This window comes from Escherichia sp. WS3227_2 (assembly GCF_046486495.1).
In the GTDB taxonomy this organism is placed as follows: Bacteria; Pseudomonadota; Gammaproteobacteria; order Enterobacterales; family Enterobacteriaceae; genus Escherichia; species Escherichia coli.
This window is the reverse complement of record NZ_JBJQLG010000015.1, coordinates 89,419-110,204: the sequence shown is the minus strand read 5'-3', so window position 1 is coordinate 110,204 and position 20,786 is coordinate 89,419. Positions and strand designations below refer to the sequence as shown.

The 20,786-nt window shown below is 47.3% G+C and carries 21 protein-coding genes and 2 pseudogenes; 20 read left to right on the top strand and 3 right to left on the bottom strand.

Translation table 11 applies throughout. The features are described from left to right. Positions 1 to 89 precede the first annotated feature (89 nt). The 3 genes from ACJHXB_RS19765 to ACJHXB_RS19755 all read left to right on the top strand — a co-directional run bounded on the left by ACJHXB_RS19765 (position 90) and on the right by ACJHXB_RS19755 (position 3,155). The gene (locus tag ACJHXB_RS19765; protein ID WP_000829793.1) at positions 90 to 800 is read left to right on the top strand and encodes a GntR family transcriptional regulator; all 711 of its coding nucleotides are present in this window, start codon (positions 90 to 92) and stop codon (positions 798 to 800) included. A gap of 7 nt (positions 801 to 807) precedes the next feature. Then, a complete protein-coding gene (locus ACJHXB_RS19760) occupies positions 808 to 1,788 on the top strand; it encodes a sugar phosphate isomerase/epimerase family protein (protein ID WP_000256393.1) in 981 nt (326 codons plus the stop codon). Positions 1,789 to 1,889: 101 nt separating this feature from the next. Beyond that, entirely contained in the window at positions 1,890 to 3,155 is a 1,266-nt protein-coding gene (locus ACJHXB_RS19755) for an MFS transporter (RefSeq protein WP_000956312.1), read from the top strand. Positions 3,156 to 3,214: 59 nt separating this feature from the next. On the opposite strand, the gene ACJHXB_RS19750 is transcribed toward ACJHXB_RS19755, so the two are convergent. Beyond that, a complete protein-coding gene (locus ACJHXB_RS19750) occupies positions 3,215 to 4,003 on the bottom strand; it encodes a DeoR/GlpR family DNA-binding transcription regulator (protein WP_410233531.1) in 789 nt (262 codons plus the stop codon). Positions 4,004 to 4,042: 39 nt separating this feature from the next. Next, positions 4,043 to 4,939 carry a sugar kinase gene (locus tag ACJHXB_RS19745; RefSeq protein WP_000196715.1) on the bottom strand — a complete coding sequence of 299 codons (897 nt, stop codon included), beginning with the start codon at positions 4,937 to 4,939 and terminating at the stop codon, positions 4,043 to 4,045. Between the two features lie 172 nt (positions 4,940 to 5,111). Between ACJHXB_RS19745 and yihU the strand changes: the two genes are divergently transcribed. The 12 genes and pseudogenes from yihU (at position 5,112) to ACJHXB_RS19685 (ending at position 17,029) form a co-directional block, all read left to right on the top strand. Next, entirely contained in the window at positions 5,112 to 5,990 is an 879-nt protein-coding gene (yihU, locus tag ACJHXB_RS19740; protein WP_001306655.1) for a sulfolactaldehyde 3-reductase, read from the top strand. Positions 5,991 to 6,014: 24 nt separating this feature from the next. Continuing rightward, on the top strand, positions 6,015 to 6,902 hold the full coding sequence (locus ACJHXB_RS19735) for an aldolase (protein ID WP_000094552.1): 888 nt from the start codon (positions 6,015 to 6,017) through the stop codon (positions 6,900 to 6,902). Between the two features lie 32 nt (positions 6,903 to 6,934). Then, positions 6,935 to 7,945, top strand: coding sequence for a zinc-dependent alcohol dehydrogenase (locus tag ACJHXB_RS19730; RefSeq protein WP_000357981.1), 1,011 nt, complete (start codon positions 6,935 to 6,937; stop codon positions 7,943 to 7,945). Positions 7,946 to 8,014: 69 nt separating this feature from the next. Continuing rightward, the gene (locus ACJHXB_RS19725; RefSeq protein ID WP_000078437.1) at positions 8,015 to 9,448 is read left to right on the top strand and encodes an MFS transporter; all 1,434 of its coding nucleotides are present in this window, start codon (positions 8,015 to 8,017) and stop codon (positions 9,446 to 9,448) included. Between the two features lie 98 nt (positions 9,449 to 9,546). After that, entirely contained in the window at positions 9,547 to 10,896 is a 1,350-nt protein-coding gene (locus ACJHXB_RS19720; RefSeq protein ID WP_410233530.1) for an MFS transporter, read from the top strand. Continuing rightward, positions 10,886 to 11,773 carry an aldose 1-epimerase gene (locus tag ACJHXB_RS19715; protein WP_001469194.1) on the top strand — a complete coding sequence of 296 codons (888 nt, stop codon included), beginning with the start codon at positions 10,886 to 10,888 and terminating at the stop codon, positions 11,771 to 11,773. The genes ACJHXB_RS19720 and ACJHXB_RS19715 overlap by 11 nt, the downstream gene beginning before the upstream one ends. A 140-nt stretch (positions 11,774 to 11,913) precedes the next feature. Beyond that, positions 11,914 to 12,513, top strand: coding sequence for a glucose-1-phosphatase (gene yihX / locus ACJHXB_RS19710; protein ID WP_001315111.1), 600 nt, complete (start codon positions 11,914 to 11,916; stop codon positions 12,511 to 12,513). Beyond that, positions 12,507 to 13,379 (top strand): virulence factor BrkB family protein, encoded by an 873-nt coding sequence (locus tag ACJHXB_RS19705; protein WP_000920762.1) that lies wholly within the window; start codon positions 12,507 to 12,509, stop codon positions 13,377 to 13,379. Before yihX ends, ACJHXB_RS19705 begins: the two co-directional genes overlap by 7 nt. Then, complete coding sequence (gene dtd, locus ACJHXB_RS19700; protein ID WP_000560983.1) at positions 13,376 to 13,813, top strand: D-aminoacyl-tRNA deacylase; 438 nt, start codon at positions 13,376 to 13,378, stop codon at positions 13,811 to 13,813. Before ACJHXB_RS19705 ends, dtd begins: the two co-directional genes overlap by 4 nt. Before the next feature lie 44 nt (positions 13,814 to 13,857). Next, positions 13,858 to 14,799: a fatty acid biosynthesis protein FabY gene (gene fabY, locus ACJHXB_RS19695; RefSeq protein WP_001297068.1), complete on the top strand. Its 942-nt coding sequence runs from the start codon at positions 13,858 to 13,860 to the stop codon at positions 14,797 to 14,799. A gap of 415 nt (positions 14,800 to 15,214) precedes the next feature. Further along, positions 15,215 to 16,102: pseudogene (locus tag ACJHXB_RS19690) on the top strand (hypothetical protein); the annotation flags it as partial. 12 nt (positions 16,103 to 16,114) lie between these two features. Beyond that, positions 16,115 to 17,029, top strand: a complete 915-nt coding sequence (locus tag ACJHXB_RS19685; RefSeq protein ID WP_146849359.1) for a transposase — start codon at positions 16,115 to 16,117, stop codon at positions 17,027 to 17,029. Positions 17,030 to 17,196: 167 nt separating this feature from the next. Here the strand turns inward: ACJHXB_RS19685 and ACJHXB_RS19680 are convergent, their stop codons facing one another. Next, entirely contained in the window at positions 17,197 to 18,105 is a 909-nt protein-coding gene (locus ACJHXB_RS19680; protein WP_001306651.1) for an alpha/beta hydrolase, read from the bottom strand. A 228-nt stretch (positions 18,106 to 18,333) separates the two neighbouring features. Here ACJHXB_RS19680 and ACJHXB_RS19675 point away from each other — a divergent pair. The 5 genes and pseudogenes from ACJHXB_RS19675 to ACJHXB_RS19655 all read left to right on the top strand — a co-directional run bounded on the left by ACJHXB_RS19675 (position 18,334) and on the right by ACJHXB_RS19655 (position 20,673). After that, positions 18,334 to 18,647: pseudogene (locus ACJHXB_RS19675) on the top strand (type II toxin-antitoxin system RelE/ParE family toxin). Continuing rightward, the gene (gene nadS, locus ACJHXB_RS19670) at positions 18,648 to 18,938 is read left to right on the top strand and encodes a NadS family protein (protein ID WP_000356400.1); all 291 of its coding nucleotides are present in this window, start codon (positions 18,648 to 18,650) and stop codon (positions 18,936 to 18,938) included. Positions 18,939 to 19,296: 358 nt separating this feature from the next. Next, positions 19,297 to 19,575: a hypothetical protein gene (locus ACJHXB_RS19665; protein ID WP_001306650.1), complete on the top strand. Its 279-nt coding sequence runs from the start codon at positions 19,297 to 19,299 to the stop codon at positions 19,573 to 19,575. A gap of 418 nt (positions 19,576 to 19,993) precedes the next feature. Continuing rightward, on the top strand, positions 19,994 to 20,212 hold the full coding sequence (locus tag ACJHXB_RS19660) for a CopG family transcriptional regulator (protein WP_001295676.1): 219 nt from the start codon (positions 19,994 to 19,996) through the stop codon (positions 20,210 to 20,212). A gap of 218 nt (positions 20,213 to 20,430) precedes the next feature. Continuing rightward, complete coding sequence (locus ACJHXB_RS19655) at positions 20,431 to 20,673, top strand: CopG family transcriptional regulator (RefSeq protein ID WP_001309881.1); 243 nt, start codon at positions 20,431 to 20,433, stop codon at positions 20,671 to 20,673. Positions 20,674 to 20,786 lie beyond the last annotated feature (113 nt).

Sequence of the window (20,786 nt, the reverse complement as noted above, 5' to 3'; positions counted from 1 at the left end):
TTATCTGCAAAGTCATACACCGTTAATTGCTTTCTTTTTTGGCGTAAGCGTAAGATGCTTCATCTGGTTTAAACCAAAAGGATTAAACAATGGCGGAGAATCAATCCACCGTAGAAAATGCAAAAGATAAACTGGATCGGTGGTTGAAAGATGGCATCACCACGCCGGGTGGAAAACTCCCTTCAGAAAGAGAGCTGGGAGAACTGCTGGGCATTAAACGTATGACGCTGCGCCAGGCGTTGTTGAACCTCGAGGCAGAATCCAAAATCTTCCGTAAGGATCGTAAGGGGTGGTTCGTGACCCAGCCGCGATTTAATTACAGTCCGGAGCTGTCGGCGAGCTTTCAGCGGGCCGCAATTGAGCAAGGACGAGAACCTTCCTGGGGGTTTACCGAGAAAAACCGTACCAGCGATATTCCCGAGACGCTCGCGCCACTGATTGCAGTGACACCATCAACTGAACTCTATCGCATCACCGGCTGGGGGGCGCTGGAAGGACATAAAGTTTTCTATCACGAAACATATATTAATCCTGAAGTTGCTCCGGGTTTTATTGAACAACTTGAAAACCACTCATTTTCTGCAGTCTGGGAAAAGTGCTACCAAAAAGAGACGGTAGTAAAAAAATTGATTTTCAAACCCGTCAGAATGCCGGGCGATATCAGCAAGTATCTTGGCGGTTCTGCGGGTATGCCAGCGATCTTAATTGAAAAGCATCGCGCCGACCAGCAAGGCAATATTGTCCAGATAGATATTGAATATTGGCGATTTGAGGCCGTAGACCTCATCATTAATCTGTAGGTGTTTTATGGTGACAATAAATAACGCAAGAAAGATTCTACAACGTGTCGACACTCTTCCTCTTTATTTACATGCTTATGCCTTTCATTTAAATATGCGGCTGGAAAGAGTGTTGCCTGCTGATTTACTTGATATCGCAAGTGAAAATAATCTACGTGGCGTCAAAATCCATGTTCTGGATGGCGAGCGTTTTTCTCTTGGTAATATGGACGATAAAGAACTCTCTGCCTTTGGGGATAAAGCCCGCCGTCTGAACCTTGATATTCATATTGAAACCAGCGCTTCAGATAAGGCATCTATTGACGAAGCCGTCGCCATTGCGTTGAAAACTGGGGCATCGTCCGTACGTTTTTATCCACGTTATGAAGGTAATTTGCGCGACGTATTATCGATCATCGCTAACGACATTGCCTATGTACGGGAAACGTATCAGGACAGCGGCCTGACTTTTACGATCGAACAGCATGAAGATTTAAAAAGCCATGAGCTGGTGTCGCTGGTCAAAGAAAGTGAGATGGAATCTCTTTCCTTACTGTTTGATTTTGCGAACATGATCAATGCAAATGAGCATCCCATCGACGCTTTAAAAACGATGGCACCGCATATTACCCAGGTCCATATCAAAGATGCCTTGATCGTTAAAGAAGAGGGTGGCCTGGGTCATAAAGCCTGTATTTCAGGTCAGGGTGATATGCCGTTCAAAGCGTTATTAACGCACCTTATATGCCTGGGTGATGATGAGCCGCAGGTGACGGCATATGGCCTGGAAGAAGAGGTTGATTACTATGCGCCGGCGTTCCGCTTTGAAGACGAAGATGATAATCCGTGGATCCCTTATCGCCAGATGAGTGAAACACCATTGCCAGAAAATCATTTACTGGATGCGCGGTTACGTAAAGAAAAAGAAGATGCAATTAATCAGATAAATCATGTGCGTAACGTACTACAACAAATCAAACAAGAGGCAAACCATCTTCTGAACCACTAATAAGTTTTAACTCATACGCAGTTAATAAAACCATTCCATATGAATGGTCGGTATCTTATTGCCTTTAAAACAGTGATTTTAAAAATCGCTTAGGGGATGTTATGCTCACGAAAAAGAAATGGGCGTTATTTAGTCTATTAACATTGTGTGGCGGTACAATTTATAAATTACCGTCGCTGAAAGATGCGTTTTATATCCCGATGCAGGAATATTTCCATTTGACCAATGGTCAAATTGGTAATGCTATGTCAGTAAACTCATTTGTCACGACAGTGGGTTTTTTTCTGTCTATTTATTTTGCCGATAAACTACCGCGCAGATACACCATGTCATTCTCACTCATTGCGACAGGATTACTGGGTGTTTATTTGACGACAATGCCGGGGTATTGGGGCATCCTCTTTGTCTGGGCGCTATTTGGCGTTACTTGCGACATGATGAACTGGCCGGTCTTGCTCAAGTCGGTAAGTCGATTGGGCAATAGCGAACAACAAGGTCGGTTGTTTGGCTTCTTCGAAACAGGGCGTGGCATTGTCGATACCGTGGTGGCATTTTCTGCGTTGGCAGTATTTACCTGGTTTGGCAGTGGCTTATTGGGTTTTAAAGCAGGCATCTGGTTCTATTCCCTTATTGTGATTGCCGTAGGCATTATCATTTTCTTTGTTCTGAATGACAAAGAAGAGGCACCGTCCGTTGAGGTGAAAAAAGAAGACGGAGCATCGAAAAACACCAGTATGACCTCGGTGCTGAAAGACAAAACTATCTGGCTTATCGCTTTCAACGTCTTCTTCGTTTATGCGGTTTACTGTGGCCTGACATTCTTCATTCCATTCCTGAAAAACATCTATCTATTGCCCGTTGCGCTGGTGGGGGCTTACGGCATCATTAACCAATACTGTCTGAAAATGATTGGTGGACCGATTGGTGGCATGATTTCAGATAAGATCCTGAAATCGCCGAGTAAATATCTATGCTACACCTTTATCATCAGTACCGCTGCGCTCGTACTGTTGATTATGCTGCCGCACGAAAGTATGCCGGTCTATTTAGGGATGGCATGTACGCTGGGCTTTGGCGCGATAGTCTTTACACAGCGAGCCGTATTTTTTGCACCTATCGGCGAAGCAAAAATTGCTGAAAATAAAACAGGCGCGGCGATGGCGTTGGGTAGCTTTATTGGTTACGCCCCGGCGATGTTCTGCTTCAGTCTGTATGGCTACATTCTGGATTTAAATCCGGGGATTATTGGCTACAAAATCGTGTTTGGCATTATGGCCTGCTTCGCATTCTGTGGTGCGGTGGTTTCCGTAATGCTGGTTAAGCGTATTAGCCAACGTAAGAAAGAGATGCTGGCGGCTGAAGCTTAATTAGTGGCCGGATGTGCTTAATCCGGCCAACGAAAACCGTATCAACCGAAGTTTCAATTTCAGGATACTTCTTGCTCGGCAACCACCAGTTCAACATTCTCTTCACTTAACAACTGGCAGAAAGAATTGGGAGGCGGGGCATCAGTAAAAAAAGCCCTGACATTCCGTGCATTGCCAATTGAAACGGCAGCAGACGCGGCAAACTTCGTATGATCGGCCACTAACAATGTATTCCGCGCATGTTTAATCATCGTTCTCGCGATTAACGCTTCATTTACATCAAATTCCAGTAGGGTGCCGTCATGTTCAATGGCACCTATACTGGTGATTAAATAATCTGCGCGGAAGCCTTCAATAAAATCCACGGCTCCTGGGCCGATAATCCCGCCGTTATGAGCGCGTAAAGTGCCTCCCGGCACCATCACTTCAATATCCTGATTCTTATAAAGAATCTGTGCCACACGTAGGCTGTTAGTGATAATGCGTAAATCACGCCGGTTGAGTAATGCCCTGGCAACGGCTTCTACGGTTGTACCGATGGTGATAAAAACGGTACAGCGTTCGGGAAGGTAATCGGCGACTGCCTCAGCGATCGCCCGTTTCTCGGCGGTGAGCGATAGTTCCCGTTGCTCAAAAGCGGTATTCATGACGCTGGAGACGCGCCCGGCCCCTCCATGATGACGGGTGATCAAGCCCTGCTCACTGAGTTTTCGGATATCCCGGCGCACGGTTTGCGTTGAAACATCCAGCAGTTGTGCCAGTTCTTCAATATTCATATAACCGCGTTCTGCGATTAGATGAACGAGTTGGTCATGGCGTGGATTACCTGTCACTTCGATGATACTCATGAATACTCCCTTGCCCCTCCTCGGTAGATGTTTACCATTTTACGCATAAAGTGACAAAAATGATTCGGTTTGCTCACGATTAGGAATGCCGGCCCGACCGCCAGGCTGGGTACATTTCATCGCGGCAACCGCACTGGCAAAACGAATAGCCTCTTTTGTTGGCATTTTTTCTGCCAACGCTACCGCGAGTGCGCCGTGAAAAACATCGCCTGCTCCAGTGGTATCAACCACATTGACAGAAAATGCCTCCTGTTGACACAAATGACCATCTTCAATCCACAACGATCCTTCAGAACCCAGCGTAACATACACTTTACCTGCTGTTTGTGTCGTTGCCTGGAACAAACCTTCTTCAGGTGACTGCAGGCCAGTCATGCGTTTCAGCCCTGGTGTTGAGAACACGGCGTGATCGGCAAGCGCGACAAGTGGAGAAATATCCTGCGGTGTCATATCGGCGTCTAAAAGCGTTGTCACACCCGCAAGGCGCGCTAGCGAGAATGCTTTTTCAGTACCGCTATGCCAGCGAACATCGGCCAGAATCAGATCATAACGAGAGAAATCGATCGCTTCTAACCATTCGGCATCAGTACCGAGATCAGGACTTGGATAATTAACGATAATCCGTTCGCCATGCTGATCAACGAGGATCGCTGATTGCGACGAACGGGCGTTAGGATATCGGCGGCAAAATGCGGTATTGACGCCCCAACCCTCAAGTTCTGCAAGTAAGGTATTTCCACAACTGTCATCGCCGACGCGACCGATGAAATCAACCTCCACGCCAAGCTTTGCGATTGCAACAGCGGCTGTTGCTGCCGGGCCGCCACCAATCTCAAGATAATGATTTGCCTGATATTTCCCGCCGCCCTCCGGCAGAGTGGGCAAAGAATAAATCCTGTCCTGAACTGTGATACCCACGCATGCAATTCTGGTCATATTTGTCTTGTCCTGTTTAATTTTGTCGTCTTTGGTCAATTTAAATGACACAAATGATCAAATTAGTGATGCGTGTCGTGTTTTTGAACATAAATTACAAATATGCTCAAAAACAGACGAAAACGAATTTTCAATTGTCATTATTTTGTCAATGTCAGACAGGAGAGTATTCATGGCAACCATTGCATTTCTCGGGCTGGGGCAGATGGGTAGCCCAATGGCTAACAATCTATTGCAAAAAGGGCATTCATTGCAGGTATTTGATGTCAATGCACAGGCCGTCGATGTGCTAGTTACGCAGGGGGCCACTGCGGCACAAACCCCAGCGGAAGCAGCAGCAGGCGCTGAATTTATCATCACTATGCTTCCCAATGGTGACATTGTTCGACAGGTTCTGTTGGGGGAAAAAGGCGTCTGTGAGGCTGTTTCATCTGACGCGTTATTGATTGATATGTCGACTATTCATCCCTTACAGACCGATGCATTAATACGGGAGTTACAAGAAAAAGGCATCAGTATGATGGACGCTCCCGTGGGCAGAACGTCCGTGAATGCGATTGATGGCACATTGCTGATTTTAGCGGGTGGCACTGATGAGCAGATTGCACGTGCACGCCCGATTCTCATGTGCATGGGTAATGAGCTGGTCGAGGCTGGCGGCCCAGGAATGGGGATCCGCGTGAAGCTAATTAACAACTATATGAGCATTGCGCTTAATGCGCTGTCCTCCGAGGCCGCTGTGTTATGTGAGTCACTGGGATTAAATCTTGATGTCGCAATTAAGGTGATGAGTGGTACGGCAGCAGGGAAAGGACATTTTACGACCACCTGGCCTGGCAAAGTGCTGAAAGGCGATCTTTCACCCGCCTTCATGGTGGATCTGGCGTTGAAAGATCTGCGTATTGCAGTTGACGTCGCTCGGGAGACGGGGGCACCGCTCAATATGGGGATTGCAGCAGAAAGTTATTACGCCGCAGCAAGTCAAGACGGCAAAGGGCGGCAGGATTGGAGTGCCCTGCTAAATCAGGTTCGCCAGCAGGCTGGTCTTTAATTTTATCTATTAACAGGAGTTTCTATGTCATCCCACTTCACCCCATTTACGCTGAAAGATATCTCCCGCCCAGGTGGTGGATTCGCCATGTTAGCTGTCGATCAGCGTGAGGCCATGCGCCTGATGTTTGCGGCAGCAGGGCAGCCAAAACCCATCGCCGACAGTGTACTCACCGATTTTAAAGTTGCCGCGACCCGAATCCTTACACCTTATGCTTCTGCCGTTCTGGCGGATAAACAATTTTGTCTTGAGCAAATAGTCGAGCAGGGCGCTGTTGCTAATTCTTGCGGCCTGATTGTCGCTGCCGATCTTTTTATCCCAGGTAATGGCATCCCGGTTGATAGCGTTGAAATAGATATGTCCGTCGACCCGCATAAAGCCCGTGAAATGGGGGCTAAGGCAATGAAATTACTTGTACTCTGGCGTGAAGATGAACCCGCAGAGGAACGTCTGGCAATGGTTGATAAATTTGTTCGTCGCTGCCGTAGTGCCGGGCTGGTTAGCATTATTGAACCTGTGGTGCGTCCACCTCGTCGCGGTTGGGACTTTGATCGTGAAAGCGCCATTGTTGCCGCCGCCGCAGAGCTTGGTGGAACAGAGGCCGATCTTTACAAAGCCGAGATGCCATTAGGGGGCAAAGGCGATGAAAAAAACTTACTTGCCGCCTGTCAGCAACTTAACGATCAGATGAAGATGCCGTGGGTAATTCTTTCTTCTGGCGTTGATGCCGATATTTTTGGCCGTGCAGTAAGTATTGCCATGAAAGGTGGTGCGTCGGGCTTCCTGGCTGGACGAGCGGTTTGGGCGTCGGTTGTTGGTGCACAAGATCCACAAACTATGCTGCGCGATGTCTCCGTTCCACGCTTGCAACGGCTGGCTGAAATTGTCGATGAAGGTATCGCGCAACGCTAATCCCCTATGGATATCGATTCTGGAGAATAACAATGGATAAAATTACCCAGGTTTTATTTTCAGATATTGGGAAAGTCACCACTCAATATGTTGAAGTACCACACCAGCAACTTAAACCGCACGAAGTACGGATTGCGCCCGTGTTCTACGGGATATGCGGTTCGGATCTGCATGTTCTGAAAGGCGGTCATCCGTTTGCCAAACCGCCTGTCGTCCCCGGTCATGAAATTGCAGCGCGCGTTACGGAAGTGGGCAGCGACGTTAAAAATGTACAGCCGGGCGATCATGTTGTGGTCGATCCCATCATGGCTTGCATGGAATGCCGAGCCTGCAAAGCAGGACGTTTTAATCTTTGTGAACCACCGCAGGTTGCTGGTTTTCGCGCACCGGGCTTTGCTCGCTCACAACACATTGTTCCTGCGCGTAATTGCCATGTCGCACCAGCCTCTTTACCGCTAAAAGTGTTGGCCTTTGCCGAACCGGCGGCTTGTGCTCGTCACTGCGTTAACCGAATGCCGAAAGCTTCTCTGGAAAGCGTACTGGTGATTGGTGCCGGAACGATAGGCTTATCCATCGTGCAGGCACTGCGCATTATGGGGGCAGGTAAGATTACCGTGATTGAACCTGACGCTGCCAAACGCGCGCTGGCGTTAAAGCTGGGCGCAGCAGAAGTTTGGGCACCAGGTGAGCTGGCCGCAGATGTGCGATTTACGGGGGCGATTGATGTCGTTGCAGCGCAGGCCACGCTTAACGATGCATGTACCCGTGTATATGCCGGAGGCACCGTCGTGTGCATGGGCGTACCAAGTGGGCCGCGTGAAATACCATTACCGATGATGCAACGTTTCGAGCGTGACTTGCTCAACTCTGGCATGTACATCCCTGAAGATTTCGATGCTGTTATCGAATGGCTGGCGGATGGGCGGTTTGATACCAGTGAACTGGTTACCGATTTATTTGCCATTGAGGATGCAGCGGCGGCATTCGAACGCGCGCAGCAAAATGACTCCATAAAGGTCATGCTGCAATTTGCGCCGGAATGATTTTCTAAATCTCTGTCTGGCGCTGCGTCACGTCAGCGCCACCCTACAACAATTAAAAAGGACACTGCGATGAGTCAAATCACCAGTCCTGCAACTTATTCAATTAGTCGGCCACAAGACGTAATTGATATTGTTAATAAGAACTCTGCAATCAACACCAGTATCGGCGTTATTTTTATTGCTTTGGGCGGCATATTGATTGATGCCTACCAGGCGGCGATGGTGGGGTTTGGTAATAAATACATTGCCGCTCAATTCGGCATTTCTCCGGGTCTTGCTGCAACCGTCAATGCGTCAGTATTAATCGCCGCGTTAATTGGCGGTTTATTAGCGAACCGAGTAATAAACCGCTTTGGGCAAAAGCGGGCATTTATTATTGGCATGGGGCTGTGCACCATCGGTGCTGCAGCGGTAGCTATTGCTCCCAGTATCTGGTGGGTTCTGGTGTGCCGCGTCATCATGGGCTTTGGTTTAGGCATCGACTTCCCTTTGGCAACCAATGCCGTGGCAGAGCTTCGTGGTTCAACGTCGAAGAAAACCGGAACGTCGGTCAACCTCTGGCAAATGGCCTGGTATGTTTCGACAACCGTTGTTTATTTGGTGCTTTTGCCGCTGCTTCTGTCGGGTATCGCTGAAGAACAATTGTGGCGTTACGGAATATTCATCGGAGCTATTTTTGCAGTCATCTTCATGATTTTGCGTTACTTCTTTATTGGTGAATCCGCAATGTGGGCCGCACGCGTCGGGCGTTACCAGGAAGCGTGCGACATTCTGGGAAAACGTTATGGTGTTCAGGCTCGCGTTGCGGCATCGGGTACAACAGAAGCGAAACTCTCGGAAAAAGCAGAGAATAAATACAGTGGTGGATATGGCATCTTATTTAATGATCGTTACCGCAAACGCACCATCCTTGGCTGTGTCGTGGCAACCATGCAGGCGTGGCAATATAACGCCGTAGGCGTTTATCTTCCTCTTACGTTGGCGGGAATAATAAGCGGAGGGCTTACTGGCGCGTTGACCGGTTCTGCTGTCGTAAATGCCCTTTGTGGGGTGACTGGTGGGATGATCGGCTCGTTTATTCTCCAACGACTGGGTACTCGCCGACAGTCGATGTATGGATTTGCTGTTGTGACCTTAGCATTGCTGTCGTTAGGCGCACTGGCAACGACTAATCCCTGGCTGTCTTTAGGGTTATTGGGATCAATTATTTTCTTCCATTCAGCGGGTCCTGGTGGGCTGGGCATGACCATTGCCACACTCTCTTATCCTCCCGCTATTCGCCCTACTGGGGTCGGATTTGCCCGCGCTATTATGCGCACAGGGGCAATTGCAGGACTCATTTTCTGGCCGATGCTGTGGGGTGCGTTGAAAACTGAAGCGTTTTACTGGTTGGCAATCGTGCCATTCCTGGGATTCCTGACCTGTGTATTGATTAATTGGGAACCACTGGGTGCAAATGTTGATGCTGAGGACGCAGAGGTTCTGGCTGAATTGAAGAAATAATTTAATGCGCATCGGTTTAAGCCGATGCGCATTAATTCAAACTGCCCACGTTTAGTGGTTCGTATCCCAGATTTCTCGCCTACCAGGAGAGGAAAATTATGTCTGAAAAGTTACCCGCACCGCGTGAAGGGCTTTCCGGTAAAGCCATGAGACGTGTCGTTATGGGCAGTTTCGCAGGCGCGTTAATGGAATGGTATGACTTTTTTATTTTTGGCACGGCAGCAGGACTGGTATTTGCACCGCTGTTTTATCCAGACAGCGATCCTTTTATAGGTCTTATAGCTTCCTTTGCGACCTTTGGTGTCGGTTTTCTGACTCGTCCTTTAGGTGGCATCGTCTTTGGTCATTTTGGCGATAAAATCGGGCGAAAAATAACGCTTATCTGGACGCTGGCTATTGTCGGATGCTCCACATTTTTGATTGGTTTTATTCCGACGTATCAGGAAATTGGGATCTGGGCACCGCTCATATTAATGGTGCTACGTTTAATTCAGGGCTTTGGTCTTGGTGGCGAGTACGGCGGAGCGGCATTGATGACCATAGAATCAGCGCCCGAATCCCGACGCGGATTTTTAGGTTCACTCCCGCAAACGGCTGCGTCTGTGGGTATTATGCTGGCAACCGGTATTTTTGCTCTCTGTAACCATTTTCTTACTTCGGAGCAGTTTCTCTCCTGGGGATGGCGCATTCCGTTTTGGCTTTCTGCGGTGATGTTGATCGTTGGGCTGTTTATCCGCCTGCATACCGAAGAAACGCTGGATTTTCAAAAGCAAAAAATGACGAATAATAAAGAAAAGTCCGTTCCTCCGTTGATTGAATTATTCAAAAAACATCCACGAAATATTTTATTGGCACTGGGTGCGAGGCTGGCGGAAAGTGTCTCCTCTAATATTATTAACGCCTTTGGTATTGTCTATATTTCCAGCCAATTAGCATTGTCGCGAGATATTCCCCTGACGGGTATGTTGATTGCCTCGGCGATCGGTATTTTCAGTTGTCCATTGGTTGGATGGTTATCAGATCGTATAGGTCAAAAAAGTCTGTATTTGTCGGGAGCTGGATTTTGTGTCCTGTTCGCGTTTCCTTTCTTCTTATTACTGGATAGCAAAAGTACGCTCATCATCTGGTGCAGTATGATCCTCGGCTACAACTTAGGTCCGACGATGATGTTTGCCGTGCAGCCAACACTTTTCACCCGCATGTTCGGTACCAAAGTACGATATACCGGCCTTTCTTTTGCTTATCAATTTTCCGCGATTCTTGGCGGACTAAGCCCCCTTATCGCCTCAAGTTTGCTGGCGCTAGGGGGAGGAAAACCGTGGTATGTCGCTCTGTTTTTATTTGCTGTCTCAGTTCTTTCCTTTGTTTGCGTCTGGCTGATTGAGCCGACCGATGAACAAGAAACCGCTTCTTACCGCTACATCAGGGAACAATCTCATGAAAACTGAACGAAAAAACGAGCATTACCTGGCGCTACAACAGGCGTTTGACGCGCCATGGCCTGGGCCTGTAGGAGAGTTAGTGACGCTGGAAAAAGGCAATATTCACCTGCAGATTTATCCGCATGATGGTGCCAGGATAACCTCGTTAAAGGCATTTGGTTCTGAAGTATTACGCCAATGGCAGCCGCAGCGCAGAGCTTTTCAGTATGGCTGTTTCCCAATGGTGCCGTGGGCAGGGCGACTGGGGAATGCGACGCTGAATGCTGGTGGGCAATGTTATTCTTTACCCGCCAATAAACCACCACATGCGTTGCATGGTATGGCTTGTTACTCAACGTGGGAAATCATCGACAAAACAGCAGATTCCCTGACTTTACGTATGCCCCTGGCTTCACCGTGGCCCTGGCAAGGGGAAGTGATTCAGACTTTTTTGCTGGAGAACGATGCGCTGGTTTTGCAACTGGAAGTCCATTCACATGCCGATACATTCCCGGCCTCCGCAGGCTGGCATCCGTGGTTTGCGAAAAAGCTGACTCCGCAAAATACAGAATCGTTGCAGGTGCTTTTTGATGCGGACTGGCAAGAAGAAGCGGGTAGTGATGAACTGCCAACTGGAAATCGTATCTCTCCTCAAGTCGGTCCCTGGGATGACTGTTTTGGTTTTTATGACGGGGTGAAGGTTAAGTTACTGTGGCCTGGTAAACTCGCGATGACCATGACCTCTTCTGCAAACAGTCTGGTGGTATTTGATAAACAGCCCGATGCCACCTGTATTAACCCGCTGACTCAGGCACCTAACGCAATAAATCTAACGCCGGAATTTGTGACACCAGATAAGCCGCTGGTCATCGAAACTCGTTGGCAATTTACACCTGAATCTTAACCATTCATCTATTGCGAAAAAGCCAGTGAAATTACTCTGCTTTTTCGCAATCAGCATCACAAGATTACCCTTATTGCCACATAGCCAAACCCATCCTTTCCCGCTACAGTTAATTTCTTGTGGCGCGAAAGGAGGCAAAAATGCTCTATATCTTTGATTTAGGTAATGTGATTGTCGATATCGACTTTAACCGTGTGCTGGGAGCCTGGAGCGATTTAACGCGTGTTCCACTGGCTACGCTTAAGAAGAGTTTCCACATGGGCGAGGCGTTTCATCAGCATGAGCGTGGGGAAATTAGCGACGAAGCGTTCGCAGAGGCGCTGTGTCATGAGATGGCCCTGCCGCTAAGCTACGAGCAGTTCTCTCACGGCTGGCAGGCGGTGTTTGTTGCGCTGCGCCCGGAAGTGATCGCCATCATGCATAAACTGCGTGAGCAGGGGCATCGCGTGGTGGTGCTTTCCAATACTAACCGCCTGCATACTACCTTCTGGCCGGAGGAATACCCGGAAATCCGTGATGCTGCTGACCATATCTATCTGTCGCAAGATCTGGGGATGCGCAAACCTGAAGCACGAATTTATCAGCATGTTTTGCAGGCAGAAGGTTTTTCACCCAGCGATACGGTCTTTTTCGACGATAACGCCGATAATATAGAAGGAGCGAATCAGCTAGGCATTACCAGTATTCTGGTGAAAGATAAAACCACCATCCCGGACTATTTCGCGAAGGTGTTATGCTAAAAACCATTCAGGACAAAGCCAGGCACCGTACCCGTCCACTATGGGCCTGGCTAAAACTACTCTGGCAACGCATTGATGAGGACAACATGACAACCCTGGCAGGTAACCTTGCCTATGTGTCGTTGCTCTCATTAGTGCCGCTGGTTGCCGTTGTTTTTGCGCTTTTCGCCGCTTTTCCCATGTTTTCCGACGTCAGCATTCAGTTGCGTCACTTTATTTTTGCCAACTTTCTGCCTGCTACTGGCGATGTTATTCAGCGGTATATCGAACAATTTGTTGCCAATTCCAACAAGATGACCGCCGTTGGGGCGTGCGGGCTGATCGTCACCGCGTTATTGTTGATGTACTCCATCGATAGCGCGTTGAATACCATCTGGCGCAGTAAACGAGCGCGACCAAAAATTTACTCGTTTGCCGTGTACTGGATGATTTTAACGCTGGGGCCGCTGCTGGCAGGGGCCAGTCTGGCGATCAGTTCCTATTTGCTCTCCCTGCGCTGGGCGAGCGATCTCAATACTGTCATCGACAACGTGCTGCGTATTTTTCCGCTGCTGTTGTCGTGGATCTCCTTCTGGTTGCTGTACAGCATTGTTCCTACCATCCGCGTACCTAACCGCGACGCGATTGTCGGCGCGTTTGTCGCTGCACTCCTGTTCGAAGCAGGAAAGAAAGGTTTCGCGCTTTATATCACCATGTTCCCGTCATATCAGCTCATTTACGGCGTGCTGGCGGTGATCCCCATTCTCTTTGTCTGGGTCTACTGGACATGGTGTATCGTCTTGCTTGGCGCGGAAATTACTGTCACTCTCGGGGAATACCGCAAATTAAAACAAGCTGCTGAACAAGAAGAAGACGACGAACCATGATTGCATTAATTCAACGCGTAACCCGTGCCAGCGTCACCGTGGAGGGAGAAGTGACGGGCGAAATTGGCGCGGGACTTTTGGTGTTATTGGGTGTCGAAAAGGATGACGACGAACAGAAAGCAAACCGTCTGTGCGAGCGTGTGCTCGGCTACCGCATCTTTAGCGATGCCGAAGGCAAGATGAATCTCAACGTGCAACAGGCGGGCGGCAGTGTACTGGTTGTTTCCCAGTTTACCCTCGCCGCAGATACCGAACGGGGGATGCGCCCAAGTTTCTCCAAAGGCGCATCACCGGATCGCGCAGAGGCGTTATATGACTATTTCGTCGAACGCTGCCGTCAGCAAGAGATGAACACGCAAACAGGACGCTTCGCTGCGGATATGCAGGTATCGCTGGTCAATGATGGCCCCGTGACATTCTGGTTGCAGGTATGAGCCAGCTTCCAGGTTTGTCACGGGAAACAAGAGAGAGTATCGCTATGTATCACCTTCGGGTTCCACAAACAGAAGAAGAGTTAGAGCGTTACTATCAGTTTCGCTGGGAAATGTTGCGTAAGCCCCTGCATCAACCGAAAGGTTCGGAACGCGACGCGTGGGATGCGATGGCGCATCACCAGATGGTCGTCGACGAGCAGGGTAATCTGGTGGCGGTAGGCCGACTGTATATTAATGCCGACAATGAAGCGTCCATTCGCTTTATGGCCGTTCATCCCGACGTGCAGGACAAAGGGTTAGGAACGCTGATGGCGATGACCCTCGAATCTGTGGCGCGTCAGGAAGGTGTTAAGCGCGTGACCTGTAGCGCCCGCGAAGACGCGGTGGAGTTTTTCGCCAAGCTGGGGTTTGTTAATCAGGGAGAAATCACCACGCCAACCACCACGCCGATTCGCCATTTTTTGATGATTAAACCTGTCGCCACTCTGGATGATATTTTGCATCGCGGCGACTGGTGCGCCCAGCTTCAGCAGGCGTGGTACGAACATATCCCGCTAAGCGAAAAAATGGGCGTGCGCATTCAGCAATATACCGGGCAAAAATTTATCACCACCATGCCGGAAACCGGCAATCAGAATCCGCACCATACGCTGTTTGCCGGGAGTTTATTCTCACTGGCAACGCTCACCGGTTGGGGGCTTATCTGGCTGATGCTGCGTGAACGCCACCTCGGCGGAACGATTATTCTGGCGGATGCGCATATTCGCTACAGCAAGCCGATTAGCGGTAAACCTCATGCGGTAGCCGACCTCGGTGCCTTAAGCGGCGATCTCGACCGTCTGGCGCGCGGACGAAAAGCACGGGTGCAAATGCAGGTCGAAATCTTTGGCGACGAGACGCCGGGCGCGGTGTTTGAAGGGACGTATATCGTTCTGCCTGCGAAGCCATTTGGCCCGTATGAAGAGGGCGGGAACGAAGAAGAGTAGCTGATGGAGAGGGGCGGTGTTGCCTCTCTCACTCATTCAGGTCATTTACATTAGCCTCTGACTATTCCGGTTATATTGAATAAGAACTCTATAAATTTTTATTCTTCGTTGGCACCATACGTGTCTTGCTACATCACTGTTCAGGAGCATTTAAATATTATTTGTAGAGCTGAGTGGCTATTATCGCCGATAATGCTTAATTCATAATATTAGTTCAGATTTGAGCGATTTTTGATAGTCAAAACCCTCTCTGGTGCCATACTTTTCTCATAAATATTTTTAAAGTCTATAGCTAACAAACATTATGCAAAGATAATGGGCTGGCGTCATTGTCAGTATCATTCATTTACTGCTTCTGGATGTTGTAAATAATTATGTGGCATGTTTGCTCTTAAACCGTGGGAAGGAGGCTGTAATGGTTGCCAATATTAATCTCATTAAACAAGAAAGTTATTCTATTGTTAATTTAGAAAAACAGCTAATGAGTAATGAATCACCGAAGCAAACGCTATTAAATGATTTTTCACATCGCCTTAAAATGGAAGGTGAGGAGCAACTTTGCGATTGTGTTAACGAACTTAAACTCGGGTTGTCGAGTAATAATAAATATGACCTGTTTAAAAATAAAGAAACCTCACTGTGGAAACGCAAAGTACCAGAAAGTGCAGCGCTGGCAATGACGGGAACAGTATATAAATTATTTGGTAGTCGCTTACTCAACGCCCGCAATCAGTTAGATAAAAATCTCCTCGAAATGGCTATGCAAATGGTTTATGGCAAAGATATGGTGACAAAGTCCGGGGATATATTGATTGATATACAATTAAACAAGGATGGCAGCCTCCAGAGTAAGCACTACACATTTGATGTAGGTGAAGTTATAAACAGTTATAATATTGACCTCTTTGTGAATGCTTCGAGTATTAATCAAACTTACTTACATGATAAAAATCCTGGTGACGTTATTAGCCTGTATGGCACTTTAGATAACATTCCTCTTGTAGTTAAGGAATGCACGGGTAAAAATCATCAAATTAACGTTAAAGCCAAATTGCCTCAAGAACGAAGTGAAAAAGTTGAGGATATGTGTGAAAGAATGAGAGGTGGCATCTCTATGTTTAATCACACTACAAAAACAGCTGGTAATATAGAGCATAATTTGCAGCTAAGTTTTCTCGTGGATTCACGACCGTCGATCACAAATAAATACTCAGCCAAAGATGTAGGGGAAGATATACTTGCATTGCCCGTCAACGTATATCATGCAGATTTTAAAATTAAAATCAATAATGCAGTAGAGAAGGCTTCGTCAATTGTGTTATGTGCTGTGCAAAAAAATCTCCATGCAGCAAGGAAGGTTCTTAGCGGGATAATAGGAAATGTGCCAAAAAATAATAAACCAAAAACAATCATTTTGGATTTACGTTTTCTTAGTGCAATTAAGCAGAAGGTTTTTTTGGGCAGTGAAAAACCGTTGTTTGTAAAGCATACCGCAACGATGAGGGAGGCATGTAAGGAATTACCGCAGCTAGTGGAGTATGTTCCTTTAGCCTGTGAAGCGCATAGCCATCGCAGCGTCGCCCTTGCCAAAACCGTGGCTGCGCCCATCATGGCGACAGGTGTGGGCTCGGCTTTAATGTATGCAACATCATCAGGACCGTATTATGCGCAAAGTCTTTCTGGTTCGCCGGATATCGAGATGATAAAAAATCGCATGGCTGAATTGTTTAACCAATCGGATATTACTGTGCGCAACAAATATAGCCCGGCTTTTGATAAATGGAATGAACTGGTAGATAAATTAAATCACGAAAGAAATACAGTTCCGTTTGCGTGTTTGACCACCATTTTAGCGACGGCGATAAATGAAGCTCCTGAGGGGGATACGAATGTTGCCGTTGTGATGGGGTGTAAATCTGCGAAAGATCGCACGATATCCATTGTCCTTGGCAACTCGATGTTGCAAACACTCCTTGAAAAACGCCTCGCCGATGGTAGAGAAATAGAAAAGCTTTTTGATCAACAGGGATATTTTAGTTGCGATTCATTAACAGCCAAAGAATTAATGATGTTAAAAGACCTTTTTGATATTCGAGTTCTTCATCTCTCTAACAAATTTAATGTTGGGTTGCAAGGTAATATCAACACGGATGTTTTACAAGATTCGTTTTTTAAAAATGTCGATTTCATTCATGAATCTAGCTCGTATACCGTAGGGATGGGAGTCTGAAGAGTAAAACTCATTAGAATTACCAGAATTCGGCCAATGCATTGCAAAAATGACATACAAAGAGAGATGTGCGCAGGCACTTAGCCGCGAGGGGCATGGCGAAGCCATACAGAAAGCACCAGCATTCAGAACTCCTGTGAAAGCGGCATAGTGCCGCTGCTCAGGAGTTACCTTCCCGCTCTCCAGGCCACATCCCGCAGCGCCGATCGCGCAGCCTCACTGATACCACCTAACTGAAAAAATCCGTGGATAACGCCAAGGTAGCGTTGGCAGGTGCATTGCACTCCTTGCCCTGTCATGCGGTGATACAACGCTTCACCTTCATCGCAAAGTGGGTCGTATTCAGCGGTAATGATATGTACAGGTGGCAAGCCATTGAAATCATCGCGCCAAAGAGGGCTGGCTTCAGGATGCCTGCGTTCAATGCCTGGCAGATACATCTCAAAGCCGCTCAGTAAAGTGTCGCGTGTGATGATGTAATCGTGACCATTGCGTATGTAGCTTTCGAAATGCGCAGTCGCATCAAGCATGGGATAAATTAAGATGAGTTGTGCCGGTTGCCACTCGCCAGCACGCTTTAATCGCAAAGCAGTTACCAGCGCCAGATGTCCGCCCGCACTGTCACCGGCAAGAGTTATCCGTTGTTTATCAACGCCGAGTCGTTCGGCGTGTTGCCAGACTAATTCTGCACCTCGTTGCGCATCATCATGGGCGGCGGGGAAAGTCTGTTCCGGTGCCAGCCGATACTGGACGGCAATAACCCGACATTGCCCGTAATAGGCTAACTGGCGCAGCTGGTTGTCGTGAGTTGCGAACCCGCCGCTAACAAAACAGCCACCGTAGTAATAAATTATCGTCGGGAGTAATGTCGGGGCATTCAGCGGTGACACTATTCGTAAGATCATCCCTTCAAGTTCGATAGTCTGAATATCTACCCGCGTTTCTGTCTCACCCGCAAGGACAGCGCTGGCGATATAGCCCTCCCTGCGCTGCGCAATACTTTGTTGACGCGATGAGGGGCGACCCGCAGCGATAAACTCTTCGACTAACTCTGCAATTCCTTTTTCCAGTGCCATAGTAGAACTCATTTTGCTGTATGAATGTACAGTTTTATACACCCGTTTTTGCTGGATGGATACAGGGAAATTCACGGGCGTGAAAAATCTGGAAAGCGCCTCGCAAATGTAAAGACAAACCCGGCAGAGACGTGGTTTTGCTGGAGCACTATCAGTAAGCTAGTGGTTTCAAGGGTACGTCAATGACGTACAAAAAGGATTGTTACTCTAAGCCAATGGCGTATAATTATGCTCTTCATCGAAACGGAAATTTTTACTGAAGATGTTCAAAAACTGCTGACCGACGATGAATTCAGTCGTTTTCAGTTTTTCCTGGCCTTGAATCCTGACTATGGTGAGGTAATACCTGAAACTGGTGGGTTAAGAAAGGTTCGATGGGTGTCAGGAGGAAAGGGGAAACGTGCTGGTGTCAGGGTTATTTACTTTCATCAGGTTAAACATTATGAGATCAGATTACTGCTTATTTATCGTAAGGGTATTTTAAAGATGATCTGTCTCCCCAGGAAAAAGCAATGCTCCGGTTGTTAAATACGAGGTGGTAAATGGATAAGGCACTTTTTGAGCGGTTGACTCACAGCATGGCCCAGATGAATGAAATTATTGAAGGAACGCGACAGCCTTCACGGACTTTTGAAGTTGATGCTATGAAAATCAAAGAAATACGCCGCGCTTCAGGGTTGTCACAATCTAAATTTGCCGAACTTATTTCCGTAAGCGTAGACACGTTGCGTAACTGGGAGCAGGGGCGACGTTCACCGACTGGGCCTGCAAAGGCTTTGCTGCGAGCGATTGCCAATGATCCGCAACATGTGCTGCAGGCACTTAACCGTTAGAGGCATGGTTATGCCATACAGAAAGCACCAGCATTCAGAACTCCTATGAAAGCGGCATAGTGCCGCCTGCTCAGGAGTTTTACTATGACCCGTAATCGTGCTGAACGTCGCCATCATATGGCGCGATTAAAAAAAATCCGCTGCCGTTATCGCACTGCAGGCGATGGAAGCAAAAAAGCATCAGGTATTTGCTTTCGTACTCCCTGTATTTGTTCTTGTTGGATGTGTGGGCATCGACGCTATCATAATGGTCCCCGCGTATCGGAAATTCGTGCAAAAGCACGCTATGCGAATTAAGGGAAAATGATGAACTATTTTAAGGAAGCACATTTTTAGAACTCTTAACAGGAGACTAAAAATGTCCACGCTTAATACGCGTAAAGATAGGGATCGTAATGGTAAAGCGAAGCCACATAATCATTCAGGGATCCCAACACTTACAGGTAAATGGCGTCACCCTTCAATGGATTGTTGGGTAAACTACAGTACACCGGGCGATCATGAATGGAAGCGGCTCTATACTACGCTTCGCCGTCGCGCAGATGATCGACGCCAATGTCATCGGGTAATGCAGGGGGATGATCCAGAAGGAATCGTCTGGTTCCCGGACTGTTATCCACAAATTTACTACTACTAACAATTAAAGACCGGTTGGTGCGGCACTGACCGGTCAGTTATGAATGGTAGATTTCACCTTAAACCCTGGTGCGGTAAAGCTGCTGACTTTTTCGGGTACACCATCCTGATGAAGCAAATGAACACCCAATCAAAAAAATATTCTTGAATATAAAATATTTATAGCACCCATAATTCATCCTTATTATTTGTTGTTTCTTTTCTGTAGATGTGTCCCCGCTTAATTAAAAGTAATAAACCATCCTGGGTTATTACTAAACCATTTTTGAGTAACAATTGAAATAACTGCAACTGTTACATTATCTTTGGATGCCGTCTCGCAAAAACAAAACGACATGCAAAAATCCGCTTTTTTTAAATGATTTTCCGGCGTAATTTTCGCACATACATTAATGAGTAATATATGTAAGGTGGTGGTAATGGCGATGAATACGGTTTTTCTTCATTTATCAGAAGAGGCAATTAAACGGCTGAACAAGCTTCGGGGCTGGCGTAAGGTTTCACGATCTGCAATTTTACGCGAAGCGGTAGAGCAATATCTGGAGCGTCAGCAATTCCCGGTGCGTAAAGCAAAGGGAGGCAGGCAAAAGGGGGAGGTAGTTGGTGTTGATGATCAGTGTAAGGAGCATAAGGAATGACAAAAATTTTTCATTCTTGAATATAAAAAAACAGATGCCCTTATTCTGGTATTAATACAAGGCTGTTTTACTTGAACTTATAATAACTGCAACTGTTACATCATATCTGGAAAACGCCTCGCAAAAATAAAAAATGATGCGTAAATGCGCTTTCTTTAAAGATTCGGCAAGGGTACTTTTCTCTCCATAGATTCAAAAATGATATTGGCGAGATATTTATGAACTCTCTGGCAGGTATAGATATGGGCAGAATTTTACTCAATTTATCGAATGAGTTGTTTAAGCAACTTGATGATCTCGAGGTGCAGCGTAATCTTCCTCGTGCGGAGCTATTACGGGAAGCGGTAGATCAATACCTGGTAAATCAATCGCAAACAGCAAGAGCCAGTGCTTTTGGCATCTGGCAAGGGAGTGAGGAAGATGGTGTCGAATACCAGCGTAAGCTGCGCGAGGAATGGTAATGGCAAAAAGATTTGGCTATTTGATATCGATATTGTTATCGATTTGTTCAGTGTGAAAATTGAGGCAAAACAGGCACTGGCAGCATAGCTTGAGGTGGTAACGCGGAATAAGA